The following is a 25,114-nucleotide window of genomic DNA, read 5'->3' on the forward strand; positions in this document are numbered from 1 at the left end:
ATGCCGTCCCGCCCGATCCCATGGCTCACTGCAGAATGCCGCTATTTGCCAGACCCGCCGCGGCACTTCCGGTGGCCCATGCAGCAGCGGCACTTCCGGTCATGGCCAAGAGGGAGAGCAGAATCATCGGTTCGACCTTTCGTAGAGCAACGATCAGCAATCGAAAACTACTGCGACCCAAAGGCGTCCACAATCAGCTGCGCGATACTCTCGGCAACCTCTCGCGACATTGCCAGTCAATTCCCAGCAAGAAATTTCGCGTTTACATGAACGCGGTCGGACGCCCTCGGACCCGGTTCGCCCGGCGGACTATCGCCTGGACGCCTGTGCCCTGTCGAGGCAGTGTCGACTGGCCGGTCACCACAGCCCGTCACCGCACCTCAGGAGCCAGCCGATGCCCATCATGGACAACCCCGAAGTCCCTCCCGCGGTATATGTTCAGATCGACCACGACGTCGATGCCATTCGCCCGATAGGTCCGATCAAGGTGACCGTGACAACATGCGGCGCCGCTGGATCCCACGTCGACTTCCATTGGTCCGATGCCCCCTCGGCACGAACCGCTACCTTTCGCGTATGCGAGAGGTTGGCGCCAATACGATCTTCGAAGTCTACAAAGGGGATGAAGATTGTGGTCCGAATTGCATTCTGATTACACACTCGATGCCTTCATGGGACTTTAGGACGTTTCGTATCAGGAAAATGCCCAGCCACCTATGAAAATCGTTCCTTCGATCGCGGAAATCTGGGATATCCGGCATGACGATGGAACTTGCCCGCTGCGGTCAATGTTGCGGAAATAGCGCTACGCCGGCACCGGTGAGCTGATCCCATGCGTGCTGGCGACCGGTAACGATCAGGAGCAGGGCGGCGACCGGGCCGGTGATGGCGGATCCGTCGCCGGCGGACCAGTTGGTGTCGGTTGCGGCGAGGCGGTAGCCGGTGAACTTCTTGCGGGCGTGGAACGGGGCGCCCATTGTCCAGATTCGGTGAATGGCTGCTCGTGCCGCGGCGACCGGCATATCGCGGGTAATGCCGAGTGGGACCGCGATATCTTGGCCGTGCACCAGTAGGTCCATCAGGCGATCGGCCGGTGTGGTGCCGACCGCCGTGACCCGCGCGTCGATGCTGTCGCGCAACTCGCCGAGCAGCTGCTGGGTCGTGATGCGGTCCGCGTGACGGATAGCGGTATCGCGAATCGCCCGGTCCAGGCTGCCGCGGGCGCGGATCACATTGATCAGGATCCAGCCGATGGAGGCGCGGGCGGACAGCACGATGTGCGCGACGACGTCGCGGACTCGCCAGCCATCGCAGAGCGAAGGATGATCCCAGTCGACTTCCGACAGCGGCTCCAAAAGTTCGACCAGACTGGCTCGCTCGGCGGCAACTGCCCGCCAGATCTGGTCGGTGCTCATCATCGTGTCCTCGGCCATCCGCGTATCTCCTTGTCCCGGTGGGTGTTCCAGTAGGGTAGGAACTCCACCGAGGTGGAGGTTCCAGCGAATGTGACGGATAACACACACCGCGACGGCCTCGTGAGTATCGGGGAGCTGTCGCGAGTGACCGGGGTACCGGTCCGCACGCTCCGCTTCTACTGCGACAACGGGGTACTGGAGTCGCGGCGCAGCGGGGGCGGGCACCGGTTATTCGATCCGGTTACCACGGTCGATCAGGTGTTGCTGGTACGTCGCCTCCGAATGCTCGGCCTGAGCCTGTCGGCAATCATCGAGGTTCTCACCGGCACCCTGTCGATCGCCGATGCGATCGCCGCGGAACGCGCCGCACTCGACACCGAACTCGGCGTGCTGTCCTGGCGGCGCGCATCGCTACGCGCCGTCGAGGATGCGCCACCCGCCGAACGCGCCCGACGGTTGGAACTGCTTGCGTCCGTACAAGATCGGGACCGCGCACGCGACAATCTGGTGACCTTCTGGCGGACACTGCTCGCCCCGATTCCACCGGCACTGTTCGACGGATTCATCGCGATGAACATCCCGCAGCTACCCGCCGATCCGACCCCTCAGCACATCGTCGCCTTCGCCGAACTCACCACCCACATCATCGATCCCGCATGCACCACCGCGATGTCACGACAGCTCTGGCGGACGAACCCGACCCGAATCCACGACAAACTCGCACTGGTCACCGGGGTCGCCGAAGCATGCGCGGCCGTGGCCTCGCTCGGCACACAACCGCACCCGGGCCCAGAACTCGACCGGTTCATCGACGCGCATGCCACCGCCCGACGCGACCGCGACACCCCGCGCCTGCGACACCGACTCCTCGACAACGCGCCCGACAACGACCCGCGCATCCATCGCTACTGGAAACTCACCACCCAGATCACCGGAACCACCAACGCGGGAACCGCCCTCTACTGGCTGTACCAAGCACTCGCGCAGTGGGCCGATGACGTTCGCGCATGACCACCGGTAGCTGTTCAACCTGACCGGAATGCGGACGATCCGCGCTCGGCAGCTGCTCGGCGATAGGCGGCGGCTCGTTCGGCAAGCACTTCCATTCAAGCGAGTGGAACGGAGAATCGTCGCGGGCCACGACAACTGGTTGCACAGTGAGATCAGCCTAGGTAGATTCCCAACCGATTGCACATTGCAACCAGAAGGGATTCCGATGACACAGCTGGTCCGAGTTCAGAACTTCAACGTCTCCAGCGATGGATACGGCGCCGGCGAGGGACAAAGCCGCGAGCACCCATTCGGCCACGCCGATCCGAGCGCGTTCTTCTCCTGGGCAGGCGCCACCGCCCACTGGCCCAACCGAACCGACCCCGGCGGCACCTACGGCCTCGACGACTACTGCACCCGAGACTTCGCCAACAACATCGGCGCCGAGATCATGGGGCGCAATAAATTCGGTCCGCAGCGGGGTCCATGGGAGAACTACGACTGGCAAGGCTGGTGGGGCGACGAACCCCCGTTCCACACACCGGTTTTCGTCCTCACTCATCATGTGCGCCCATCGATCACCCTGGGGGACACCACATTCCACTTCCTCGACGTGTCTCCGAAAGACGCACTGGCGCGGGCATTCGACGCCGCCGAGGGCAAGGATGTGCGAATCGGCGGGGGTGTCGCCACAGTCCGGGCATTCCTCGACGCCGATCTCATCGACAACATGCACATCGCCGTCGCACCGATCGAACTCGGTCGCGGCGAAAGGCTGTGGACCAGCCCCGACGAACTCATCGACCGTTTTCATCTGGAGCAGATCCCGAGCCCGAGCGGCGTGGTACATCACTTCTTCTGGCGAAAGTGACACAACCCTCGGTCACACCACCCCCAGGACTGGGGGCTTCCGGCCGCAACCGGCGTCCGATTCGATCTACGGTAGTAACGATTGCCCATTCGGTGGACTACCTAAACGGGCTTGCACGTTGCGCGGATGCGATTTTCAGGAGAGACCCGGTATGCGATTCAGAGTTCTCGTTGCGGCGGCCGCCGCTGTGACGGTCGTCGGCACGGGAGTGAGCCTGGTGGCGCCTGCGGCCTCGGCCGCACCGATCAACAGCGCGGCCAAGGCACCGGACGGTTCCTACATCGAGAAAGTAGAGCCCCTCGGCGACCGCAAGCTGCAGCTCGAGGTCCACTCCACGGCCATGGATCGGACGTTCCCGGTCCTGGTGGATCTACCCGCAGACAACTCGGTCCCGCGCCCGACGCTGTATCTGGTCAACGGCGGCGGCGGTGGCGTCGACGGTAACGCCTCTTGGGACCAGAAGACCGACGCCAAACAATTCCTCGCCGACAAGAACGTCAACGTCGTCGAGCTGATCGGCGGCCGGTGGAGCTACTTCGCCGACTGGCGCGCGACCGATCCGGTTCTCGGCGTGAACAAATGGCAGACCTTCTACACCGAGGAGCTGCCACCGATCATCGATGCGGCGCTCGGCACCAACGGCAAGAACTCGATCGCGGGCTACTCGATGGCGGGGACATCGGTGCTGATGCTGGCGATCACCAAGCCCGGCCTGTTCCAGAATGTCGGCGCCTACAGCGGCTGTGCGCAGACCAGTGATCCGATCGGCCAGAAGTTCGTGCAGACCACGGTCGAAACGTGGGGCGGCGGTAACCCGGACAATATGTGGGGACCCGCGGACAACCCGCTCTGGCGAGCGAACGATCCGGTCCTGCACGCGGACAAACTGCGCGGAACGAACCTCTGGGTTGCGGCGGGCGGCGGTCTGCCCGGCGCGCACGACGCTCCCGGCGACCCGTTCATCATGGGCGACGACAAGTACAACCCGATCAGTGTGGCCAACCACGTCGTCGTCGGCGGCATCATCGAGGCGGCGATGAGCGCCTGCTCGCACAACCTCCAGAACCGGTTGAACCAGTTGGGAATTCCGGCGACATTCGACCTGCCCCCCACCGGCACGCACACCTGGGGCTACTGGCAGGACGACCTCAAGCAATCATGGCCGGTTCTGTCCAAAGATCTCTACTGACCGACCCTGACCGGCCACAACTACCACCCATGTGACGGTATTCCTCGCCCCGACCTGGACCAGCCGCAGGTCGGGGCGAGCTGTGTCCGATGCCGCAGCGACCGGCCATCACCTGTTGCGGCGACTGTCGCCACATCCCGGTCGCCGATTCGCAAGCCGTAGCGGCGGAGTCGTAACTGGGCCGTATCACGCCGGGTAGGTGTGGATTTCGGTGGCCTTGACCGCGGCCCACAGGGGCGCTCCGATCTGAAGACGCAAATCGGCGACGGTCGCGGGGGTGACGTCGGCGAGCACGGATGGGCTGCCATCGAGGCGAATCCGGGTGGTGTTGGCGTGCTGTTCGAGCCCGACCACGGTGACCGGCCAGGTATTTCGCGGGCTGCCCGTTGGTTGTTCGAGGTGCAGGCTCACCGCGCTCGGCGGGAACGCGACATGTACAGCGCCCTGGGCAGGCTCGGCGACCGTGAGTGCGCCGCCGTCATCGAGATCGATGGCATTGCCGTGGGCGCTGCCGCGATAAAGATTGAGGCCCACCAGGTTTGCGACATAGTCCGAGCGTGGTCTGCGGGCGACCTCGCTGGGCGGGCCTTCCTGAATGATGCTGCCGTTTTCGACGATGACGAGGCGGTCGGCCAGCACCATGGCATCGAGCGGGTCATGGGTGACCAGCACGGTGTGTCCGGTGTAGTCGGCGAGATGGTGGGCGAGGTCGGCGCGAACCTGCAAACGGGTGCTGGCGTCGAGTGCCGCCAACGGTTCATCCAGCAGCAGCAGCCGCGGATCGGTGGCCAGCGCACGGGCCAGCGCGACACGTTGCGCTTGACCGCCCGACAGCGCACGCGGTTTGGCGTGCAGGTGCTCGGCGAGGCCGACTCGGTCGAGCCAATACTTCGCGCGGTCGCGCGCGGCCCGGCGGTGCTGCCCGCGGGCGCGCAGCCCGAAGGCGACATTGTCCTGGGCGGACATGTGCGCGAACAGCAGGTAATCCTGGAATACGACGCCGATCGCGCGCCGCTCAGCCGGGATGAACAGCTTCGGCGGTGCGTCCCAAGTGTTTTCGTCGAGACGAATGCTGCCACCGGTGAGTGGGGTGAGTCCGGCCAGCGCCCGCAGCGCGGTGGTCTTGCCCGCACCGTTGGGACCCAGCAGTGCGACGACTTCGCCCGGTGCCACGCTGAGGGTGATATCGAGTTCGAATTTGTCTCGGGTGACGCGTATTTCGGCATCGAGTGTCATAGCGCTCCTCGCGTCCACCGGTCCCGCAGCGCGGCCAATACGACCACCGACACGGTGAGCAGCACCAAGCTGAGCACGATCGCGTCCTCGGGATCGGTTTCCAATGCGAGGTAGACCGCCAGCGGCATGGTCGTCGTCGTACCAGGAAAGTTGCCCGCGAAGGTGATCGTGGCGCCGAACTCACCGAGCGCACGGGCCCAGCACAGCACCGCACCCGCGATCACACCCGGCATCACCGAGGGCAAGGTGACCCGCCGGAAAGTCAGCCAACGCGACGCGCCCAGAGTGGCGGCGGCTTCTTCGTAGCGGGGATCAGCTCCCCGCAAAGCACCCTCGACGGAAATCACCAGAAACGGCATCGCCACGAATGCTTCGGCGACGACGACCCCGGCGGTGGTGAAAGGCAGTGAGACACCGAACCACTCGTACAGATAGCGGCCGATGATCCCGCGCCTGCCCAATACCAGCAGCAACGCGACACCGCCGACCACCGGCGGCAGCACCAGCGGGACCGTCACCAGCGCCCGTACGAACCCGAGCCCGGGGATCTCACCGCGAGCGAGCAACCACGCCAAGGGAATCCCGAAAACAAGGCAGACGACAGTCGCCGAGCTCGCACACACCAGCGAAAGGCGCAGCGCCTGGCCGACTTCGGCGCTGAACAAACGGTCGGGCAGACCGCGCCAAGGCGCGCGCAGCAGCAGCCCGGCCAGCGGCAACAACAGAAACGCCAAACCGCAGACGGCGGGCAGCACGAGAACGAGCGGTCGCCGCCCGCGCGCCACCCGCCGCCGGCCCGAAGTTCGGATCACGGGTTGTCGAATCCCGCCTTGGTGAACACCGTGCGTGCTCGGTCGGACCGGACGAACTCGACGAACGCCGCGGCGGCCGCGGAGTTGGGTGCCTTGGCCAGCGGCGCTACCGGATAGTCGTTGATCGCCTTGTCCGCCTCGGGGAAGTCGATGCCCTCCACCTTGTCACCGGCAGCCTCGACATCGGTGCGGTAGACGAGCGCGGCATCCACCTCACCGAGGGTGACCTTCGTCAGTACTGCCTTGACGTCGGCCTCACGGGTGTCGGGCTGCGGGTGCACGCCGGCGACCTCGAATACGCTCTTCGCGGCGGCACCACATGGCACCTGTTCGGCACACAGCGCGATCTTGGGTTCGGTCTTGCCGAAGTCGGCCAGTCCGGTGATATGGCCGGGATTGCCCTTGGGGACCGCGATTTCGAGACGGTTGCGAACGAACGTCACCGGCGTTGCCGTGATATCGCCGGCGTCGACGACCTGCTGCATATTCTTCGGCGCGGCCGAGGCGAACACATCGACCGGGGCGCCCTGCTTGATCTGCTGGGCCAGCGCCGAACTCGCACCGAAGCTGTACACAACCTCGACTCCGGGATGAGCGGCCTCGAACTGCTTGCCCAACTCGGTGAACGTCTCGGTCAACGATGCGGCCGCGAATACCGTCACCGTGCCGGAAATCTTGTCGGTGGGGGCCGGATCGGACGACTTGTCCGATCCACAACCGACCAATGTCAATGCGACAGCTCCGGTCAGAGCAACCGCGCTCAGCGAGCGAATCATCCTCGTCAACTTTCCGGGATTTCTACAACAACATGGGTGGACTTGACCGACGCGACCGCGATGCTGCCGACCTCCAGGCCGAGTTCGTCGACCGAGTCCCGACTCAGCAGCGACACCAATCTGAACGGCCCGGCTTGCATCTCGACCTGAGCCATCACCGTGTCCTTCACGATGCGTGTCACGATCCCGCGCATCCGATTCCGCGCCGAGACCGCCACCGTGGCACCCGGCTCCGGGGCCTCCGAGTTGGCCCGCAGAAATTCCGCCAGCTCGCGGCCGCTCACCCCCTTGCGCCCGTTATCCAGCTGAATCGCGTTGAGTCGGCCCTGATCGATATACCGCCGCACGGTGTCATCGCTGACACCCATCAACGCAGCAACCTCACTGATCCGCAGATTCGACACGATTGGCAGCATATTGCCGTATCCGCGGAATGCATAGCCGAATGCACACGCGCCAGCGGATCGTTATCCATACCTTTCGCGGCGGGCTCAGGCCGTGAGAGTTATCCGAAACACGACGTCACCGACGACCTACACCACGTCGGCACACGATCCGACTCCGGCAACCCTGTGAGGTTCCGTTCGGCTTGCTGCTAGCCGACCGGCACGGTCACGCCAGAGGACGACGGCGCGCCGTGCAGGACCAGCCGGCTCGGGGTGTCGTTCTTCTTGTCGTTTTTCTTGCCGTTCTTGTCCTTGCCGGGCAGGTCGAAGGCCAGCCGAATCGTGCGGGTACTGCCGGGATCGATCTGGTCGACACCGGTGCCGGACGGGTTCAGTTCGGTGGTCGCAGTCACGTCGGGGACGAGGGAGCGGCCAGCGGCAGTGATCAGGCGCTGGTCGGCGATGCGGAAGACTTGGCCATGTTGTGAGACGTTCGTGACCGACAGCGTCACGATGGTGTAGGAACCACCCGGGGCTACCGAACCGGTGCGACTCACATTGGACGCGACCTCGGTCACGAGGAAAGCAAAGTTCCCGTCACGAACCGCACCAGCCGGAACCGGGGATTGCCCACCGGTCGAGTGCGGCGGCCATTCGGTCGAGGCAGCAGCGGTCGTCGCCGCGCCTGGAGCGGAGTCGGACCCGAGGTCGCTGTTCAGCAGCCACAGTGCCGCTGCAGCCACAAGTGCTAGACCGGTGGCGATCGGTAACCATCGGCGCACCAACAGCTTTCGCCGAGGCGCTGGTGAGAGTGTCCGGGGCTCGGGCGATTGCGGCGCCGACCGGGGCTCGGCCAAGGTCGGGGGCGGGCCGACGGCGGTAATAACTCGAGTAAGCGGGTGACTGCCCGATCTCGCAGAGGCCGGTTGCGCCGACACGGGCCCGCCCAAAGCCGCACCTGCCGCGGCGGCGAACTCCCCCGCGCTGGCATAGCGTTGCCCCGGTTCCTTGGCCATCCCGCGGGCGATAACAGCGTCCAGCGCCGGCGAGACACCTCCGGCAGCCCGTGACGCACGCGGGGGTTCGGACATCAAATGCGCATGCATCTGCTGTGCCGGGTCACCCTCGCCATACGGCAGCTTCCCGGTGAGGGTTTCATACAGCACGCAGGCCAGCGAGTAGACATCCGAACGGGCATCGGCCGTGCCGGTGAATCGCTCCGGCGCCATATAGCCCAACGTGCCCACCACCAAGCCGGTCGCCGTGAGGGCGCTGCCATCCACGGCGCGGGCGATACCGAAGTCGATCAAATATACGAAACCGCTGGTGTCCTCGAGGATATTGCCCGGCTTCACATCCCGATGAACAAGCCCCGCCGCATGAGCGGCATCCAGCCCCTCCGCCGCTTGGGTGATGACCTCGACCGCCCGAGCCGACACCAACGCACCCGACCGCAGCCGCGTGGCCAGATCAATGCCCTCGATGTAGTCCATCTCCAAAAACAGATGACCATCGACCTCACCGAAAGCGTGAATCGGCACGACGTGTGGGTTGCGCACCTGGGCGCCCAGCCGCGCCTCCCGCTCGAAACGGCGCCGATAGCCCGGATCGGCGGAATACGCCGCGGACAACACCTTCAACGCGACGGTGCCACCGGCGCGGTCGCGCGCCAGCCACACCTCACCCATACCGCCACGACCCACCAAGCGTTCGAGGTGGTAATTCCCGAACGAGCCGCCAGCGCTCTGCACCGACACACTCCGACCGTATCGCTGCGAATAGATGCCCCCGCGACCGGGAGAGCGGATGACGGGATTCGAACCCTGTTTCGACGGTTCACAAGAACGCTGGTCAACAGCCTGAGTTAACCCAAATGTTGGGCCTCAACAGACCTTTCAGAACTTTTCAGTACTGGGACAACAGGTGTCGCCGTGCCAAGCGCTGACGCCTTCCTTGACGGCGATGGCGGCGATGACCAGGGCGGCGAGTTTCGCCTAGGGGCTTGACCTTGCCCCCGGGGCAGTGTTCGAGCATGGTGGCATGAACGAGATAACCCAGGAACTTTCGGAATTCGTTGCGGCCTCGGCCGAGAAGTTGGGCGTACCGGGCGTCGCCGTCGGGGTGTTGGTCGGTGGTCGAGAAGACTTCGCGTGCCAGGGGGTGACGAGCGTGGACAATCCGCTTCCGGTGGACCGGGACACAATGTTCGTGGTCGGGTCTGTGAGTAAGACATTCACCGCGACCGCGTTGATGCGGCTGGTCGCCGAGGGCCGGGTGGAGTTGGACGCGCCGGTGCGTCGGTATGTCCCGGAATTCGCCGCCGCTGATGCGGCCACGGACGAGATCACCGTATTGCGGCTGCTCAACCATACGGCGGGGTTGGAATGGCGCCTCAGTGACGACACCGGCGAAGGAGACGACGCCTTAGCGCGGCACGCGGTGAAACTGGCCGAGTCGCAGCTGATCGGAAACCCGGGAGCGCGCGCGTCGTACAGCCAGGCGGGGTTCAACCTGGCCGGCCGGATCGTCGAGAACGTCACCGGATCGAGCTTCGAACGGGCCATCGCGTCGCTGTTGTTCGAACCGCTCGGGCTGGCACACAGCTGCTACGCGATCAACGACGTCATGACCCGACGGTTCGCGGTGGGCCACAACGTCGATGCGAACGGTGCGCTCGCGGTCGCCGGGCAGTGGAAGGACAACCGCGCCAACAACCCCGGTGGCGGCGTGGTGACGTCCGTGGGTGATTTGCTGCGTTGGGCGCGGTTCCATCTGGGTGACGGCCAGACCGAGGGCGGCGAGCGCATTCTGCCCACCGAACTGCTGCACCGGATGCGGGAGCAGACGGTGCAACTGCGTGGAAGCACACTGGGTGACGCGTTCGGCATCTGCTGGTTCCTGCGCGAGGCGGACGGTGTCGCGACCATCGGGCATGGCGGGTCGGCCAATGGCCAGTTCGCCGACTTGCTCGTCGTGCCGGAGCGGAATTTCGCCGTCGCCGTGATGTCGAACGCGGGCCCGGACGCGGGCCTCGCATTCAACCGAGCCGTGGTGAAGTGGGTGCTCGAACACTACCTCGGCGTGGTTGAACGCGACCCCGAACCGCTGCCCTACGAGAGGGCACGGGCAACGGAGATCCTCGGACATTACGACAACGAGATGATGCGGCTCACCCTCGACACCGACGGGACCGGCTTGACGATCGAATGCGCCATCAAACCGGAGATACGTGCCGCCGCGGACACCCAACTGCCGCCCGACCTGCCACCCGCTACTCTCGGCCTGCTGCCCGGTGACGCGGACGAGTACATCGTCACAGGCGGCGGTCTGCAAGGACAACGCGGGTTCTTCACCCGTGACGAATCCGGCGCCGTGGCCGGAATCGATCTCGCCGGTCGGCTGTTCGCCCGGGTGCGATGACAGCCGCGGATAGGTGGCACACCCTCGAAGGAGACGCGCATGATCACAATCGGCCAGCTCGCGCGGTATGCGGGTGTGACGATCAAGGCCGTGCGCGTCTACCACGAGCGCGACCTACTCCCCGAGCCGCCGCGCGACTCCTCCGGCTATCGCCGCTACCGTGCCGAAGACGCCATCGATCTGGTCAAGATCAAGACACTGGCGCAGGCCGGCGTGCCCTTGGCGCGTGTCAAGGAATTGCTCACCGCGAACTCCGACGAGTTCGCGGCGGCGATCGCCGAGATCGACCGCATGCTCGTCGAACGCGCCGAGGAGATCCGCCGAACCCGTGAGCGGATCGCCGAATTGGGTTCCGGCGACCGACTGTTCGTGTCCACCGAAGTCACCGAGTACCTCGATCGCCTGCAACAACTCGGGGTCAGCGACCGGGCAGTCCGGATGGAGCGCGACCTCTGGATTTTGCTGCAATCGGTCGCCCCGAAACAGGCGGCGGGCTGGGTCGCCGACAAGCTCGACGCCATCGACGACACGGAATTCGCAGCCATCTACCTCGACTACGACGCAGCATTCGACTGGTCCCCCGACGACCCGCGCCTGGCGAACCTGGCCGACCGCACCCGACGGTGGCTGACCGGCAGACGCACCGGAGCAGGCCGGACAACCCCGACGCTGGATCCGAAGCTGATCCGCCTGGTGAACGAATCCGTCGGAATCACCTCGCCCGCCTGGGAACGGCTAGCGCAGATCACCCAGAATTCTACGACCGTGTAACGCTCGCGTCTCAGCGTCAGATCGACACGCTCCAGAACCTATGCGACTGGCAGAAGACAAGGAGTTCCGACTGCGCCATCAACGTAGCCTGTTCCGTTTCAAGAGCGGGCTGTTGGCGTTTGTAGAGACTTCAGTTTGGCACCTCTGCGCGGCTGAATTGACTGTGCCCGTTCAGATCTCCCGGTACCGCGCCAGAACCTGTTTCACAACATCCGTAACCGGTACTTCCTCGGCCAGGCTGGTCCACATGTAGGCGTCGTCTTCGGTCAGCTGCACTGTGTCGGTACTCGTCGACCGTGAAGTTGAACTGACGGCTCTTCTTGCCGCTGCCGGACTGGTAGTCGAACTCGCCGGAGGTAGTTCGTGATGGTGGTGACGTCGAGACCAGTCTCCTCCTTACCTTTCCCGGATCGACTCGCAGGCCATTTCGCGCCGGGCACGTGGAACGTGCTACTCACGTTGCAGACCGATCCGTTCCTCGAACGGGCCCACGTCGGCCAGCCCCACGACCACACTCACCGGATGGGCGTTCTCATCGCGACGAAGTCCCCGGACAAACCACACGAAAGGCGGATCCAGCCTCGATGAAGCACGAGTACGAAGCCAAGTTCCTGGCCATCGATGTCGACGCCGTACGCACCAAGCTCACCGCTCTTGGTGCCACCCAGTCGTTCGCACGAATGCTATTGACCCGCAAGATATTCGAGAATGATGCGCTCGCCCGCGGCGCGTGGGTGCGGCTCCGGGATGAGGGCTCTCGCTCGACGCTCACCCTCAAGCAAGTCACCGATGCCAGCACAATCGACGGCACCACCGAGATCGAAACGACCGTCGGTGATCTGCACGCCATGGCCGAAATCCTGACCAAGCTCGGCCTGCAAGAGCTCCGCTACCAGGAGAACTACCGCGAAGAATGGCAGCTGGGCGACGTGGTGTTCGACCTCGATACCTGGCCGGACCTGCCGACTTTCTTGGAGATCGAGGGACCGGACGAAGCAGCGGTCCGCCACGCAGCGGACCAACTCGGCCTCGACTACGCCGAGGCGCGCTTCGGCAGCGTCGATGAAATCTACAAGAGCGAGACCAGCCGCGACATTCTCACCGAACCGACACTGCTATTCAGCGATACCACCGGGGCCTAGTCGCAGGTTTGGGCCTCAGGGTCCAAAAGCCCTGGCGGAGTGGCGGCTTCGGCTTGCAATCCGGCAGCCGCAAGACAGCTGCCGGAGCAACCTGAGCATCGACGTATCAGCAGGCAAGCCGATGGCGCACGGCCGGAACCATGAGGCAGGCATTCGGGAAAGCCGTAGATCGAGGAGCGCTCAGCGACGGGTGCACCAACGTTGGTCGCATATAAAGGAAATCTGCACGGCTGCGGGCGATTTCGAACTGGTTGAGCCCGTTTGCCCGCGGTCGTCGACGTCGCTGGTGGCGAATCTGTCTGGCCGCATCGTCCTCCGCGGAAACACCTCCCTGGCCGTCTCCGGCAGCCGCCCCGTCCGGACCGCACATCTGCTACCAGCTGATCCATTGCCCTGATCTGACGATTCAGTTCCACCGCATCATGTTCGGCGTGAGCAGACCGGTCATGCTGCAGCACCGGCCGACAACGTGAGTAGTGTCGCTGGCGTGAAAGACACTGGACTCGTCGGAGTGCAGAAGACCATCAGCCCTGTACTCAGGGCCAAAGCACTGGACAACCGGCTGTGGGACCCGATCCTCGGCGACAAATACGCCGAGCAGGCGATGCGTCGCCTCGACCCGGACTACGACAAACGCAGATTCGGCACCAGCCAGATGGGCCTTGCCGCCGTGGTACGCGCCAAGGCCCACGACGACTGGGCGCGAAGCTTCCTCGCCGATCACCCCGACGCGGTCGTGCTGCACCTGGGCTGCGGCCTCGACGCCCGCGTCTACCGGATCGACCCGCCCGCCACCGTCGACTGGTACGACCTGGACTACCCCTCCATCATCGAACTGCGGCAACAATTCCTGCCGCCGCGAGAGCACTACACCCTGATCGGCTCCAGCGTCACCGACCTGACCTGGCTGGACCGTATCCCCCGCGGCCGGCCCGTGCTGATGATCGCCGAGGGGCTGGTGCCCTACCTGACCGAGGCCGACCTCCGGCGGCTGCTGACCAGCGTCGTCGACGCCTTCCCCACCGGCCAGATACAGTTCGACACGGTGCCGGTCTGGGCATGGCGCACCTCGAAATGGGACCCCACCCTGCGCAAATACGACACCCAGTTCCATTGCGGCTTCAATGATCCGGCCGCGCTGGCCGATTGGCACCCGCGCCTCGAATACGTCGACGAGGCGCCGATGAACGACTCACCGGTGCTGATGGCCAAGGCGCCCGCGAACGTACGCCGCATGTTCCGCCTCTTGAACCTGCTGCCGGGCATGAAACGGTCCACCCGCATCGTGCGGTTCCGGTTCTAATGCGCCGACGGTCAATACAGGCTGGACAACTCCGAAATCACCCCACCCACACCAAAAACGACCTTCGACACGAACAGCCACCGATGAGCGCCGCCACCGAAATCATTGCCCGCGCGATCATCCGCGACGGCGGTCGGCTACTCGTGGCACGCGAACGCGGCAAAACATGGGCCTTCCTCCCCGGCGGACATGTCGAACCCGGCGAACCCGTCGAATCCGCACTCATCCGCGAACTCGCCGAAGAACTCGGAACCGCAGGCAGGATCACCGGCTTCGCCGGTGTAATCGAGCACGGGTACACCGATCGTGGCAACGCACACCACGAAGTCAATCTCATCTTCGAAGCAGAACTCGACGGCACACCGACCAGCCAAGAAAACCACCTCGAATTCGACTGGCTCCCAATAGACCAGATCGACACCACAGACCTACGCCCCAGCGCTCTGAAAGCCGTCATCGCAAGCCACACCAGATCGTTCTGGCACAGCTGGAACGCCGACAAATAGCCCGGCCGCGTTACGCGGAGCTACTTCTCCCGTAGACCGTCCAGCGTCCTGCGGACCTGGGACCTGGCGATCGAATCGAGTTCGTCCCGCCGCACCGCGGGAGAACCCTGCTCACGCGTGAGGGAGATCTTCACCCGCACCGAGACATTGCCGTCCTGCACACAGACGACGTAGGCCATGTTCGCGACGAGGTTTCCTCTGACTTCGGAGTACCAGTAGCCCTGATTGCCGATTCCGGTGACCTCACCGGAAGCCGACTCCGCTTCGGGTGTGGCGAGATCGGCGTGCTTCCAATGGTCGTAGAAGGGCGCCGCCGCACCGTTGGTGAATTCGGCCTCGACGCTCATGCCGGCCTTGTTCATGGGGAACTCGCCGGCGGTCGCGCTGGTGTATCCGGCATCGCACTTCAGGCTGCCGCTCTCGTGGGCGGTTGGCCGCGTTTCCCTATGCTCGGGAGCACCTTTCGGCGTGGGCGACCACTTGGTCAACGGCGTGGGATCGACAAGGTCGCATGCGTTGGTGATCGCATTCATCGAATAGGTCCCCGTTTCCCACCGGGCAGTAGCCGAGGCACCGGCGGACTCACTGCTACTGTCGCCACCGCCGACGACGATGCCGATCACCACACCGAGCCCCAGCACCACCACCAGGCCGAGTGCACCGGCGATGATCAAACCTGTTCTGCCGTTGCCGGTCGATGGTGGCGGATACGACAGTGTCGGCCCATATCCCTGGCCAGGTGGCACGTAAGGCATGCCCCAGCCGCCTGTCGGCGGATCCGGTTGCCGCGCAGCGGGATCGACGCCACCCAGCATAGGAGGCCGACCACCAGGTCCGCGCTCGGAATCGGTCATCCCTGTAGCCCTTCGATTCCGCAACGGGCTCTCCCGTCGCCCGCAACTCAGAGCCGATCGTATTCCCGCGACCATTGTCACGGGCAGCAGCGTCGGTGTCGCTCCCGGCACGTCGCTTCCTGGGCAGAGGCTTTCGTGGATGACGCGCCTGGTCGGCATCCACCGCAGCCCCAGATTGCCTCCAGATCGACGCGAACGGCCGGAAAAGGAGCCGCGCGCTCTCGTCGAAAGTGCCCGCGCGCTGCTGTGGGGGCACGATCGTCTCCGCCGCGATGCAGGCCCGGTCGAGGAGACCTTCACCTGGCTGCGGCGGGCGAGGAAGGCATCGAAATCGAACGCTGGACGGTCCGCTGCGCCACCGTCGATCAAAGCCTCACCCAGCACAGGCAACTGGGTCTCACGATTCTTCGAACAGCCGCGATGCCGAACGGACAACGTCGCTCGCCGACCGGTAGCGGCCCGAAGTGACCTCGACATCGATGAACACCCATCGATGAACACGCTGTAAAGCTCACCGAGCGCGTCAGGTTAATGGCAGAAGGCCCCAACTTGCGCCACAACGGCGGCAATACGTCAGATCAACTGGCAAAGGACAGCATCGAGCGAAAGGTTTGCGAGCCTGCTCGGCCAAGTGGCTCTGTCCGTGAGCTATGACGGCAGTTATTCGCGAATCCTGGTGGCGTGTCGCCACATGTATACACCGAAGATATTCGCGAATGGACGAACAGGGTCAGGTCAGCATCTCGTGCTCGGCCGAGCATCTACCCCTCTCGATCATCCGAAATGCCGATGCGCGGATGCCAATTCGCCACATAACGGCGCTATTCGCGCAAGCGCACCGGTGCTGCGCTGATCCGATGGAACCCGGCTGTCTGCTCAGATCTCCGGTGATCATTTTGTGATGCCGATAATGTGCGAATTCGCGTGTAGCGCAGTATCGTCGGGCGCGGTGCGCAGTAGTGGCCGCTCGATTGCTGTCAATTCATCCGAGCAGCAACAGGCAGTCTCCCCCTGATGAAGTAGTGGACTCGGTTGTTCCGAGGGCCCAAAAGGTTAGGAAAACAATGTTCCGTTCTGCCCTGATCAAGACGAGTCGCGTCCTTGCAGTGAGTGCCCTGCCGTTAGCTGCAGCCGTCGTATTCGCGGGCGCGTCTTCCGCCTCCGCGGATCAGGCTGCTGCTCCGGCGGCTCCGGTTGTTGCCCAGCCGATCGCCGGGCTCCCACTGGAGGATGTCACCACCAACCCTGACGCGCAGTACCCCGATCCAGTGCTGAACGGCGCGGCTGCGGGCGCTGCGATCGGCTCCGCCACCGGTTCCTTCATCGACCCCGTGCCCACCGTTATCGGCGCCCTGATCGGCGGGATCGTCGGCTCGGTCAACCCGGGCGTCATCCCCCAGGTGCTGCCCTGATCCCCTAGGACACAACCCTTTTCGTCGAGTCCGAGCAGCGCACGCTGCTCGGACTCGACTCGTTCACCGCCCCTGCACTCACCTTGTGGTGCGGATAGACACCGCGTTCCGCTCGCACCAACGGTGAACCGGCTGTCTTCGTTTGGTTACTCGATGTGGCGAAACGGTCTTGGGGAAGACTCGTGGGTCGGATAAGGACGAACGTCGGCTGACGAGATTTCCCGTCCCCGTATTCGGCGATCAGTTCGCCCCGGTGGTAGTCGGTCCTGCTAGACCGAGTACCCGGCCGCCGCACCGATCGCGCTGAGCAATGGATTCGCAGCACCGAGACAGGCTGGCACGCCTGCAGTGATCTCGGCACCGCGTTTGGGGGCGAGCGCTGACTTGCTGCGTCACGGCACACCTGCCCGGAAGATCTGCCTGACCTGATGAAGTGAGAACACCTGGCCTGCAGGATCATCCGACAACGGCCTATCACCTGACACCAGGCGTCCGTCAATAGTCGAGGGCATGTTCCGGTTGACAGACGTGCATCGGCGACGGCAGATACCGGACGATGGCGTCCAGGAGCGGGGCGATGTCGTCACTCCATGGCGCCGCATCACACAGGACGGGCACAGCGTCGCCGATGCGCGTGAGGCAGCGGATGCGCTCGTGCAAGTGTTCGGGTGGGATCTGTCGGAAGCCGAGGATAGCGTCGGAATCTGCCGGGTCCTGTTCCATCACCGTGGCCACGAGGTTGCGGTACCGCTGCTCGGCGACTTTCCAATGGCTGCCATAGAATTCGACGGCCATCGGTTCGAGCGCCCACATCGGGACCAGATCGATGACGCCTTCGAACTCGGTGCCGATGCCGATAGGAATCTGCAACGTCAACGGCACCGCCCCGCGCGTCTCGGCGATCGTGCGGACGCAGCGGTCGAAGTCGGCGGCAGGATGACCCAGTCCGGTCACCAGACACAGCCGTGCGACCTGATGGTCGTCGGCAAGGCGCAGTATCGTCTCGAGTCGCGGCGTGCTCTTCACGGCAGCGTTCACGACCGCGATCACCCCGTCGGCTACCCGGACGGACCGCTCCAGGTCCGCGATGGGCGCGTGGCTCGACAGCTCGGCGATGTGGATAGCGTGATCGACGCGGCTCGTCACCCAATGGACCGTGGCCGCCGTCCTGGCGAAACGGCGGAACAGGCGGTGGACGACTCGCGTCGTCTCGTCGGGGTCCCCGATGATCGTGACGTTGCGGATCGACTGCGGGTCAATGGCTTTGGTGCCCATCGGCGTTGTGGTACTCCAAGTCGACTCGAGGGTCTCGTCGCGTCCTCAATCCGCAGTCACCGTACCTCCGCGCGTACATCGCCGGAGCGGATTTCAGCCCCAAACTAGAACATGTTCCTATAGCGTCGGGTTGTGCAGAAAGAACAACGCCCCGCGGTGGCAGATTGGTTCACTGCGGACGACGGCGCGGTACGTCTCGTGGGAAGTCGCTGCGATGTGTGCGGCACACCGTATTTCCCGCGGAACACGCTGGCCTGTCGCAACCCGCAGTGTGCAAGTCCGAAGGACGGCTCCGAGCTGGTCGAGTACCTGTTCTCCACGCGTGGCCGGATCTGGTCATACGCGGATGCCCGGTACAAACCGCCCCCGCCCTATGTCTCGCCCGATCCGTTCGAGCCGTATGTCGTCGCGGCGGTGGAGCTCGAGGTCGAGCAGATGGTGATTCTCGGGCAGGTCCAGCGCGGCCTCACGGTGGACGACCTGGCCGTCGGCATGCCGGTCGAACTGACCCTCGGCGTGCTGTACGAGGACGAGGAAGCGGAGCACACGGTGTGGATGTGGAGGCCGGTCGATGCCTGACACGAATAATCGCGACATTGCCGTCCTCGGTGCGGGCATGCACCAGTGGGGCAAGTGGGGACGCAACTTCGTCGAATACGGGCTGGTCGCGGCACGCGCGGCGCTGGCCGATGCCGGGGTGGACCACCTCGACGTCGGCTATATCGCCGGTGCGGACACGATCCGCAACGGATACCCCGGTTTCGTCTCCGGTGCGACATTCGCCCAGGCGTTGGGCTGGTCGGGTGCGCGGATCTCGAGCAGCTACGCCGCCTGCGCCTCCGGTGCGCAGGCCATCGCCAATGCGCGTGCCCAGATCCTGGCCGGATTGACCGATGTAGCGCTGGTGATCGGCGCGGATGCCGCCCCGAAGGGCTTCTTCCAGCCGGTCGGCGGTGAACGCCGCGACGATCCGGACTGGTTGCGCTTCCACCTGCTCGGTGCCACCAACCCCATCTATTTCGCGCTCTATGCCCGCCGCCGGATGGCGCTGCACGGCGCCACGCTCGACGATTTCGCCGCGGTCAAGGTGAAGAACGCCAAGCACGGCCTGAACAACCCGTACGCCCGCTACCGCAAAGAGGTCGCGGCCGAGGAGGTCGCGGCCTCGGCGATCGTCTCGGACCCGCTGCGGCTGCTCGACATCTGCGCGACCAGTGACGGCGGTGCGGCACTGGTGCTGACCTCGATGGAGTACGCCCGCCGCCACGGCGTCACCGACCCGGTCCGTATTCGGGCGCTGTCGACGGTCACGCCGACGTTCCCGAAAACCGTCCTCGACCTGCCGGATTTCGCGACGGACTCCTCCGTGGCCGTCGAGCCCCCGCCGCACACGTTCCGATCCGCCATCGCGCACGCCGCGTATGAGGAGGCCGGGCTCGGTCCCTCCGACCTGTCCTTCGCGGAGGTCTACGACCTCTCCACCGCCCTGGAGTTGGATTGGTACGAGGACATCGGGCTCTGCGACACGGGCGGCGCCGAGGACCTGCTGCGCAGCGGCGCAACGACTTTGGGTGGACGCGTACCGGTGAACCCCAGCGGTGGGCTGGCCTGCTTCGGTGAGGCGATCCCCGCGCAGGCGATCGCTCAGATCTGCGAACTCACGTGGCAGTTGCGCGGCCAGGCCGACAGCCGCCAAGTGGAGAACGCCCGTGCAGGCATCGCGGTGAATCAGGGCCTCTTCGGTCACGGCTCGGCAATCATCGCCACCCGCTGAACCGAGGCCGATCCACGCTGCGAAAACCCGGGCGATACCCGGGTTTTCGTATATCGACCGCGATGAAGCCATAGTCGCTGGATGTTGACCGATGGTCCTGCTGAATCAGATCCCCAGTACCGTAGCGAAGGTCGGCGTAACCGATGTCGTGGTGCCCGGTCTCACTCGCTGACGCGGTCCATTCCGCTCACTACCGGACGGTCGGTGACGGCCTTTCTTGTGGGATCGCCCACGATGCCCGACTACTCGGCGCCGCGACTGGTGAAGTCGAAGGATCCGCTGTCGATGCCCCAGGAGATGACCCGTTCGGGGTGAATTCGGATGACCGCGCGTTCCTGGGGTTGGAACGGTGGCTCCTCGTCATCGAGCGCCTCGGCCGTGCCGCGTACCTCGATGCCGCGAATCACGTATGGCTCCAATGAAACCTGTTGGTCGATGACGAACGACACCCGGCTGCCCGCCTCGACATTGCGGTACTTGCGACTGGCACGCATCCGCATGCCCCCGATGTCGATCGTGCCGTCGGCGTTCACCCGATAGCTGGTCGGGTTATTCTGCACAACGCCGTCGGGCGACACCGTGGCCAGCCGACCGATCCCGGCCTCCGCGAGGAACTGCTGTTCATTGATGGTGAAGGTCATGTCAGTTACTCCTCAGTGAATTCGATATCAGGTGTGCCCCGGCGATCAGCCGGAAGTTGTTGGGTGCGGGAAGCGCAAGCTGTTGCCTGCCGCGTCTTGCGTCGGCGGTTCGGCTTCCCTTCCTGAAGGCTAGCATCGCTAGATACTAGAGCAACGGTAACATTCGTTCGCTAGTTTGTCTAGCGTTGCTAGAGTTCAGATCGCTACCGCGGGATCGCGCTCGGATCAGCAAGCTGTACATGCCCGTTCCGGCCGAGCGGCCGCTGTCGCCCGGCAAGCCGGTCACCGAACGCTGGCAGATCTTCGGCCTGCTGGTTCCGCTGGTGGTGCCGGGGCTCATCGCGGTCCCGGTCCTCGTCGACCGGGTTGCGGGCAGCCTGACCGCGTCGGGGTCGGCGATCGACGGCGCCTGGCAAACCCCGCCTCGACGCCGGTGAGCTGACCTGCCGCCCATCACCGCCACTTACCGCCCTCGACCCACAGGTAGGTAACGAACCCAGCTGCGATGTCGCCTGGTGAGTGCTGGTCGGGTCGGGTCAGGTTTTCGGGGAACTCTGGTTCGGCGCGGGGTTCGAGGGTGCGGTCCAGCTGGCGAGTAGTTGGATCGCGTCGTGTTCGGAGGTGCCCGGTTGTGGGGTGAACACGGTCAGCACCTGGTCGCCGACGGCGTCGATGGTGAGGTTCTCATAGGGCAGGACGAGTTCGCCGAAGAGAGGATGCCGGAAGGCTTTGGTGCCCGCTCTGTGGGTTTTGACGTCGTTGGCGGCCCAGCGGGTCCGGAATGTCCGGCTGTGGGTGGACAGGGTTCCGATGAGGGCGATCAGTTGCGGGTCGTCGGGGTGTCGGCCGGCTTCGGTGCGCAGGATGGACACGGTGTCATCGGCTATGCGTTCCCATTCGGGGAACAGTGCCCGGGCGGCGTGTTCGTCGAGGAATATGAATCGTGCTGTGTTCTGCGGGTTTTCGACGTCAAGCATGCTCGCATAGAGGGCTCGTCCGAGGTCGTTGACGGCAAGGACATCGAGGCGGCTGTTGAATACCACGGCCGGTAGGTGGTCGATCGAGTCCAACAGGACCCGGATCCCGGGGCTGACGGTGTCTTTGACCGGGGGTTTGCGGTGTTTGCGGGCTTCGGGGGTCAGGGCCGCGAGTAGCCGGTCGAGGTGGGCGCGTTCGTCGTCGTCGAGTCGCAGCACCGTGGCGACGGCATCCACGACCCCGCGTGAGGGGCCGGTGGCTTTGCCGCGTTCGAGGCGAATGTAGTACTGCGGGCTGACACCTGCCAGCAACGCGACCTCCTCGCGGCGCAGACCTTTCACGCGACGTCGGGTTCCGGTCTCCGGGAGGCCGACATCGGCAGGAGAGACTCGGTCGCGGCGGGTACTGAGAAACTCGCGGACCGCGGTGCGCGCCGCCTCCTTCTCGTCCATGGTTACGAGCGTAGATGCAGGCAGGACCCCTGAAGGGTCACCGTGAGTAACCCTCTCACCAGGCTCTGTCTCGACCGCAGGCCACAGTGTTGGCTGGAGTCCAGGGAAACACCGACAGGTTGCACTCTGGTGCGCCACCCGGCCTCCCTGACTATCTCTCACCGACGAAGGAGAAACCGATGAAGCACGCTTCTCTCGGCACCTTGCAGGTATCCAGGATCGGTCTGGGCGCCATGACCATGGCAGGCACCTACACCTCCGGCGGCGGTCTGGACGACGACGAGTCGATCCGCACCATCCACCGCGCGCTCGATATGGGTGTCACCCATATCGACACCGCCGAGATCTACGGCCCCTTCCACAGCGAGGAGGTCGTCGGCCGGGCCATCGGCGGCCGTCGCGACGAGGTCGTCGTCGCCACCAAATTCGGCCTGGTCTCGCATTCCGGAGGCGGACCCCGCGTCATCGACAGCAGCGCCGCGAACGTGAAGGCGGCGGTAGAAGGTTCCCTGAAACGGCTGGGCACCGACCGGATCGACCTCTACTACCAACACCGCGTCGACCCCGGCACACCGATCGAGGAAACCGTGGGAGCGCTGGCCGAACTGGTCGCCGAGGGCAAAATTCTGCACATCGGGCTCTCGGAGGCATCCCCGGAAACCATCCGCCGCGCCCACGCGGTGCACCCGGTCGCGGCGCTGCAAACCGAGTACTCGCTGTGGACCCGCGACCCCGAGAACGAACTCCTGCCGCTGCTACGCGGCCTCGGCATCGGGTTCGTGCCCTACTCCCCGCTCGGGCACGGCTTCCTCACCGGTCAACTCCGCTCGCCCGCCGATATCCCCGACGACGACTGGCGCAAGACCAATCCCCGATTCATCGGAGAGGCATTCGACCAGAATCTGCGCCTGGTCGATGAAGTCCGGGCAGTCGGGAACGAGGTCGGCGCCACCCCCGCGCAGGTCGCACTCGCCTGGCTGCTCGCCCAGGGCGACGACATCGCCCCCATCCCCGGCACCCGCCGAGTCGCCCGCGTCGAGGAGAACACCGCCGCCGACGCCGTGGTCCTGTCCACCGACCAACTCGCCCGGCTCGACCAGCTCACACCCGCGGTCGGCGCCCGCCACGACGACGCGAACATGGCCACCATCGACCAATGACGACCGCACCGCACCGCAAGCGTCCGGACAACGTCGAGACTCGCGGAACCGCCATCATCCGCCGCCCCTACCACGACGAAGTGGTGACAGCTGTCCCGCTGATCGTCCGTTCCCGTCGTATGGGCGCATCGGCAAAAGCACTCCCCGGTCGGGGCGCCCATAACAACCGTCTCAGCAGCGGCCATCCGTCATCCGGTAGCTGATCACTACTCGGAAGGTCCGCCCGCACCCGCGCCCGCTCGTACACCATGCCGGACGTTGGTAGTTGCCGGTTGGTGCGGGGCGTAGTGCGCTGACCGATTCGCAGAAAGGCCCGGGAAGTCAGCTGCAGGAGACGAATTGCTGGACGAAGATGCCGGCGGGGTCGGTGGTGTCGAAGCCGGGGCGCGCGGCGCCGGCGCGGACACCTGCACCGAGCTTGGTGACGTTGCGGTCGAGGATGTTGGCCTTGTGGGTGGGGCTGTTCATCCACCAGGTGAGGGCTGCTCGGGCGGTGGTGAAGGTGTTCGAGCCCCAGCCTGCGTAGGTGTTCTCCGACCAGCGGTTCACGTCGTGGCCATCGCCCTGGTAGTAGGTGCAGGGGTTGTAGGACTTCACGCGGCGTTGGATCTGGGTGAGCACCGGGACACCGGCGAGGTCGGGATCGTCGTGAGAGTTCGCCCCGTCGGTCCACCATTGGCGCCCCTCGGCGTGGCGGGCGAAATCAGCTGCGCTGTTGCGCAAGTCGTCGCTCCATTTCAGCTCGGGGACACCGGCATTGGCGCGTTCGATGTTGGTGAGGCAGAAGACGGCGTGCTCGATCTTGTCGAACTGGTCGTTGAGGGCGAACATGGCGCCGAGGCCGTTGTTGGGGTACTTGTTCGCGAAGTACTGGTAGCCGTGCACCGGGTCGTCGGCGTTATCGCAGGTTGGGGCCGCTGCGGCGGGCGCGGCGGTGCACGGGAGACCGGTGACGGCGGTGGTGGCGGCGATGGCCAGCGCCAGGACGGCACCGCCGATGATCTTGCGGCTCATGGTCTTTCAACTCCGTACGCTCGAGGAACCAATGGGCTCCTCGAGCATCGGCGCCGAGACCAACAGTCCACCAACGGAATTCCAATGGGCGCCGGGCGCTCGAATCGACTCCTTGCTTCATCGTCACCGAGGACCTCGCCACCGAACTCGACAAGGCACTGCTGGATGGAGTAAAGCGTCGCGAGCGCGGCCGGATCGGTCAGGACGGCGCTCCGGAAGTGATCGCCATCGAGGCGGTCGGCGATACGCGCCATCTGCTGCGAATAGGCCGGAAACCGTTGCGTGGCGCTCGGGGCGCTGGCCCAGAATCGGCCGGCGACCAGCTGGTGGTCCCCAAGCTCGATCGGCTCGGTCGCACCCCGCGGGCGGCGCCCGTTATTCCAGATCCTCGGCGCCAAGTTTTCCGGATGTCCAAGCACGACCTGCGCGCCCCGGCCGATCTAACACCACAAGCGCGGAGTCCATCGAGGCCCATCTGACCATCGTGTTCGCCGTGCTCGCGGTCACCAGGTTCGTCGAGAACGCGACCGGCTGGTCCATCAAGCGTTTCGTGCGCACCGCGCGGCGTTACCGCACGGTAGAGATCAGGGTCGGCGCCCACACCCTGACCGCCGAAGACCCACTCCCGCCTGACCTACGCGACGCGCTGGCCCAGATCAAGGGACGAGGTGCGCACAAGCCTGAGCCGAGTCAGGTGACAGGGGTCACGATCGTCATCTGACCAGACCCGCCTGATT

General features: G+C 64.9%; 25 protein-coding genes and 2 pseudogenes. 15 read left to right on the plus strand and 12 right to left on the minus strand.

Annotated features, from left to right (window positions below; genetic code table 11):
• Positions 1 to 785 precede the first annotated feature (785 nt).
• Positions 786 to 1,433, minus strand: coding sequence for a maleylpyruvate isomerase family mycothiol-dependent enzyme (locus tag OIE68_RS31445; RefSeq protein ID WP_327094611.1), 648 nt, complete (start codon positions 1,431 to 1,433; stop codon positions 786 to 788).
• A 72-nt stretch (positions 1,434 to 1,505) separates the two neighbouring features.
• Between OIE68_RS31445 and OIE68_RS31450 the strand changes: the two genes are divergently transcribed.
• The 3 genes from OIE68_RS31450 to OIE68_RS31460 all read left to right on the plus strand — a co-directional run bounded on the left by OIE68_RS31450 (position 1,506) and on the right by OIE68_RS31460 (position 4,465).
• A complete protein-coding gene (locus OIE68_RS31450; RefSeq protein WP_327094612.1) occupies positions 1,506 to 2,426 on the plus strand; it encodes a MerR family transcriptional regulator in 921 nt (306 codons plus the stop codon).
• 205 nt (positions 2,427 to 2,631) lie between these two features.
• Entirely contained in the window at positions 2,632 to 3,276 is a 645-nt protein-coding gene (locus OIE68_RS31455) for a dihydrofolate reductase family protein (RefSeq protein WP_327094613.1), read from the plus strand.
• 151 nt (positions 3,277 to 3,427) lie between these two features.
• Entirely contained in the window at positions 3,428 to 4,465 is a 1,038-nt protein-coding gene (locus tag OIE68_RS31460; protein WP_327094614.1) for an alpha/beta hydrolase family protein, read from the plus strand.
• A 186-nt stretch (positions 4,466 to 4,651) separates the two neighbouring features.
• On the opposite strand, the gene OIE68_RS31465 is transcribed toward OIE68_RS31460, so the two are convergent.
• From OIE68_RS31465 to OIE68_RS31485, 5 genes are all read right to left on the minus strand, one after another.
• Positions 4,652 to 5,701, minus strand: a complete 1,050-nt coding sequence (locus tag OIE68_RS31465) for an ABC transporter ATP-binding protein (RefSeq protein ID WP_327094615.1) — start codon at positions 5,699 to 5,701, stop codon at positions 4,652 to 4,654.
• Positions 5,698 to 6,510, minus strand: coding sequence for a molybdate ABC transporter permease subunit (modB, locus tag OIE68_RS31470; RefSeq protein WP_327101888.1), 813 nt, complete (start codon positions 6,508 to 6,510; stop codon positions 5,698 to 5,700). The genes OIE68_RS31465 and modB overlap by 4 nt, the downstream gene beginning before the upstream one ends.
• On the minus strand, positions 6,510 to 7,289 hold the full coding sequence (gene modA / locus OIE68_RS31475; RefSeq protein WP_327094616.1) for a molybdate ABC transporter substrate-binding protein: 780 nt from the start codon (positions 7,287 to 7,289) through the stop codon (positions 6,510 to 6,512). The genes modB and modA overlap by 1 nt, the downstream gene beginning before the upstream one ends.
• A 5-nt stretch (positions 7,290 to 7,294) precedes the next feature.
• Positions 7,295 to 7,693, minus strand: coding sequence for a TOBE domain-containing protein (locus OIE68_RS31480; RefSeq protein WP_040685875.1), 399 nt, complete (start codon positions 7,691 to 7,693; stop codon positions 7,295 to 7,297).
• 191 nt (positions 7,694 to 7,884) lie between these two features.
• Positions 7,885 to 9,432: a serine/threonine-protein kinase gene (locus OIE68_RS31485; RefSeq protein ID WP_327094617.1), complete on the minus strand. Its 1,548-nt coding sequence runs from the start codon at positions 9,430 to 9,432 to the stop codon at positions 7,885 to 7,887.
• 283 nt (positions 9,433 to 9,715) lie between these two features.
• On the opposite strand from OIE68_RS31485, the gene OIE68_RS31490 reads away from it, so the two are divergent.
• From OIE68_RS31490 to OIE68_RS31510, 5 genes are all read left to right on the plus strand, one after another.
• On the plus strand, positions 9,716 to 11,095 hold the full coding sequence (locus tag OIE68_RS31490) for a serine hydrolase domain-containing protein (RefSeq protein ID WP_327094618.1): 1,380 nt from the start codon (positions 9,716 to 9,718) through the stop codon (positions 11,093 to 11,095).
• 39 nt (positions 11,096 to 11,134) lie between these two features.
• Positions 11,135 to 11,866: a MerR family transcriptional regulator gene (locus OIE68_RS31495; protein ID WP_327094619.1), complete on the plus strand. Its 732-nt coding sequence runs from the start codon at positions 11,135 to 11,137 to the stop codon at positions 11,864 to 11,866.
• Between the two features lie 584 nt (positions 11,867 to 12,450).
• Complete coding sequence (locus tag OIE68_RS31500) at positions 12,451 to 13,008, plus strand: class IV adenylate cyclase (protein WP_327094620.1); 558 nt, start codon at positions 12,451 to 12,453, stop codon at positions 13,006 to 13,008.
• 511 nt (positions 13,009 to 13,519) lie between these two features.
• Positions 13,520 to 14,311, plus strand: coding sequence for a class I SAM-dependent methyltransferase (locus OIE68_RS31505; RefSeq protein WP_327094621.1), 792 nt, complete (start codon positions 13,520 to 13,522; stop codon positions 14,309 to 14,311).
• Positions 14,312 to 14,394: 83 nt separating this feature from the next.
• Complete coding sequence (locus tag OIE68_RS31510; protein ID WP_327094622.1) at positions 14,395 to 14,817, plus strand: NUDIX domain-containing protein; 423 nt, start codon at positions 14,395 to 14,397, stop codon at positions 14,815 to 14,817.
• Positions 14,818 to 14,837: 20 nt separating this feature from the next.
• On the opposite strand, the gene OIE68_RS31515 is transcribed toward OIE68_RS31510, so the two are convergent.
• Positions 14,838 to 15,671, minus strand: a complete 834-nt coding sequence (locus OIE68_RS31515) for a hypothetical protein (protein ID WP_327094623.1) — start codon at positions 15,669 to 15,671, stop codon at positions 14,838 to 14,840.
• Between the two features lie 360 nt (positions 15,672 to 16,031).
• A pseudogene (locus OIE68_RS47205) lies at positions 16,032 to 16,130 on the minus strand (hypothetical protein); the annotation flags it as partial.
• Between the two features lie 605 nt (positions 16,131 to 16,735).
• Between OIE68_RS47205 and OIE68_RS31520 the strand changes: the two are divergent.
• Positions 16,736 to 17,083, plus strand: coding sequence for a glycine zipper domain-containing protein (locus tag OIE68_RS31520; protein WP_040685793.1), 348 nt, complete (start codon positions 16,736 to 16,738; stop codon positions 17,081 to 17,083).
• A gap of 495 nt (positions 17,084 to 17,578) precedes the next feature.
• Here OIE68_RS31520 and OIE68_RS31525 read toward each other — a convergent pair whose 3' ends face one another.
• Positions 17,579 to 18,358 (minus strand): GTP-binding protein, encoded by a 780-nt coding sequence (locus OIE68_RS31525; RefSeq protein WP_327094624.1) that lies wholly within the window; start codon positions 18,356 to 18,358, stop codon positions 17,579 to 17,581.
• A gap of 156 nt (positions 18,359 to 18,514) precedes the next feature.
• On the opposite strand from OIE68_RS31525, the gene OIE68_RS31530 reads away from it, so the two are divergent.
• Positions 18,515 to 18,937, plus strand: a complete 423-nt coding sequence (locus OIE68_RS31530; RefSeq protein WP_419150822.1) for a Zn-ribbon domain-containing OB-fold protein — start codon at positions 18,515 to 18,517, stop codon at positions 18,935 to 18,937.
• Positions 18,930 to 20,132 carry a lipid-transfer protein gene (locus OIE68_RS31535; protein ID WP_327094626.1) on the plus strand — a complete coding sequence of 401 codons (1,203 nt, stop codon included), beginning with the start codon at positions 18,930 to 18,932 and terminating at the stop codon, positions 20,130 to 20,132. Before OIE68_RS31530 ends, OIE68_RS31535 begins: the two co-directional genes overlap by 8 nt.
• Before the next feature lie 242 nt (positions 20,133 to 20,374).
• Here the strand turns inward: OIE68_RS31535 and OIE68_RS31540 are convergent, their stop codons facing one another.
• Positions 20,375 to 20,773: a PPOX class F420-dependent oxidoreductase gene (locus tag OIE68_RS31540; protein WP_327094627.1), complete on the minus strand. Its 399-nt coding sequence runs from the start codon at positions 20,771 to 20,773 to the stop codon at positions 20,375 to 20,377.
• A gap of 239 nt (positions 20,774 to 21,012) precedes the next feature.
• Between OIE68_RS31540 and OIE68_RS31545 the strand changes: the two genes are divergently transcribed.
• Positions 21,013 to 21,210, plus strand: coding sequence for a hypothetical protein (locus OIE68_RS31545; protein WP_327094628.1), 198 nt, complete (start codon positions 21,013 to 21,015; stop codon positions 21,208 to 21,210).
• Positions 21,211 to 21,309: 99 nt separating this feature from the next.
• On the opposite strand, the gene OIE68_RS31550 is transcribed toward OIE68_RS31545, so the two are convergent.
• A complete protein-coding gene (locus OIE68_RS31550) occupies positions 21,310 to 22,203 on the minus strand; it encodes a helix-turn-helix transcriptional regulator (RefSeq protein ID WP_327094629.1) in 894 nt (297 codons plus the stop codon).
• A gap of 179 nt (positions 22,204 to 22,382) precedes the next feature.
• Between OIE68_RS31550 and OIE68_RS31555 the strand changes: the two genes are divergently transcribed.
• Together OIE68_RS31555 and OIE68_RS31560 are read left to right on the plus strand one after the other, a co-directional pair.
• Positions 22,383 to 23,363 carry an aldo/keto reductase gene (locus OIE68_RS31555; protein ID WP_327094630.1) on the plus strand — a complete coding sequence of 327 codons (981 nt, stop codon included), beginning with the start codon at positions 22,383 to 22,385 and terminating at the stop codon, positions 23,361 to 23,363.
• Positions 23,360 to 23,566: a hypothetical protein gene (locus tag OIE68_RS31560; protein ID WP_327094631.1), complete on the plus strand. Its 207-nt coding sequence runs from the start codon at positions 23,360 to 23,362 to the stop codon at positions 23,564 to 23,566. Before OIE68_RS31555 ends, OIE68_RS31560 begins: the two co-directional genes overlap by 4 nt.
• A gap of 118 nt (positions 23,567 to 23,684) precedes the next feature.
• Here the strand turns inward: OIE68_RS31560 and OIE68_RS31565 are convergent, their stop codons facing one another.
• On the minus strand, positions 23,685 to 24,377 hold the full coding sequence (locus tag OIE68_RS31565) for a CAP domain-containing protein (protein WP_327094632.1): 693 nt from the start codon (positions 24,375 to 24,377) through the stop codon (positions 23,685 to 23,687).
• Between the two features lie 395 nt (positions 24,378 to 24,772).
• Here OIE68_RS31565 and OIE68_RS31570 point away from each other — a divergent pair.
• Positions 24,773 to 25,098, plus strand: a pseudogene (locus OIE68_RS31570) (hypothetical protein); the annotation flags it as partial.
• Positions 25,099 to 25,114 lie beyond the last annotated feature (16 nt).

The organism is Nocardia vinacea, assembly GCF_035920345.1.
Taxonomy (GTDB): Bacteria; Actinomycetota; Actinomycetes; order Mycobacteriales; family Mycobacteriaceae; genus Nocardia; species Nocardia vinacea_A.

Coding starts and splice junctions, on each gene's coding strand:
- OIE68_RS31555 (WP_327094630.1), top strand. CDS start 22,383: ATGAAGCACGCTTCTCTCGGCACCTTGCAGGTATCCAGGATCGGTCTG.
- OIE68_RS31545 (WP_327094628.1), top strand. CDS start 21,013: ATGCCCGTTCCGGCCGAGCGGCCGCTGTCGCCCGGCAAGCCGGTCACC.
- OIE68_RS31550 (WP_327094629.1), bottom strand. CDS start 22,203: ATGGACGAGAAGGAGGCGGCGCGCACCGCGGTCCGCGAGTTTCTCAGT.
- OIE68_RS31455 (WP_327094613.1), top strand. CDS start 2,632: ATGACACAGCTGGTCCGAGTTCAGAACTTCAACGTCTCCAGCGATGGA.
- OIE68_RS31460 (WP_327094614.1), top strand. CDS start 3,428: ATGCGATTCAGAGTTCTCGTTGCGGCGGCCGCCGCTGTGACGGTCGTC.
- OIE68_RS31490 (WP_327094618.1), top strand. CDS start 9,716: ATGAACGAGATAACCCAGGAACTTTCGGAATTCGTTGCGGCCTCGGCC.
- OIE68_RS31535 (WP_327094626.1), top strand. CDS start 18,930: ATGCCTGACACGAATAATCGCGACATTGCCGTCCTCGGTGCGGGCATG.
- OIE68_RS31525 (WP_327094624.1), bottom strand. CDS start 18,358: ATGGGCACCAAAGCCATTGACCCGCAGTCGATCCGCAACGTCACGATC.
- modA (WP_327094616.1), bottom strand. CDS start 7,289: ATGATTCGCTCGCTGAGCGCGGTTGCTCTGACCGGAGCTGTCGCATTG.
- OIE68_RS31540 (WP_327094627.1), bottom strand. CDS start 20,773: ATGACCTTCACCATCAATGAACAGCAGTTCCTCGCGGAGGCCGGGATC.
- OIE68_RS31565 (WP_327094632.1), bottom strand. CDS start 24,377: ATGAGCCGCAAGATCATCGGCGGTGCCGTCCTGGCGCTGGCCATCGCC.
- OIE68_RS31465 (WP_327094615.1), bottom strand. CDS start 5,701: ATGACACTCGATGCCGAAATACGCGTCACCCGAGACAAATTCGAACTC.
- OIE68_RS31495 (WP_327094619.1), top strand. CDS start 11,135: ATGATCACAATCGGCCAGCTCGCGCGGTATGCGGGTGTGACGATCAAG.
- OIE68_RS31500 (WP_327094620.1), top strand. CDS start 12,451: ATGAAGCACGAGTACGAAGCCAAGTTCCTGGCCATCGATGTCGACGCC.
- OIE68_RS31445 (WP_327094611.1), bottom strand. CDS start 1,433: ATGGCCGAGGACACGATGATGAGCACCGACCAGATCTGGCGGGCAGTT.
- OIE68_RS31515 (WP_327094623.1), bottom strand. CDS start 15,671: ATGACCGATTCCGAGCGCGGACCTGGTGGTCGGCCTCCTATGCTGGGT.
- OIE68_RS31520 (WP_040685793.1), top strand. CDS start 16,736: ATGTTCCGTTCTGCCCTGATCAAGACGAGTCGCGTCCTTGCAGTGAGT.
- OIE68_RS31560 (WP_327094631.1), top strand. CDS start 23,360: ATGACGACCGCACCGCACCGCAAGCGTCCGGACAACGTCGAGACTCGC.
- OIE68_RS31510 (WP_327094622.1), top strand. CDS start 14,395: ATGAGCGCCGCCACCGAAATCATTGCCCGCGCGATCATCCGCGACGGC.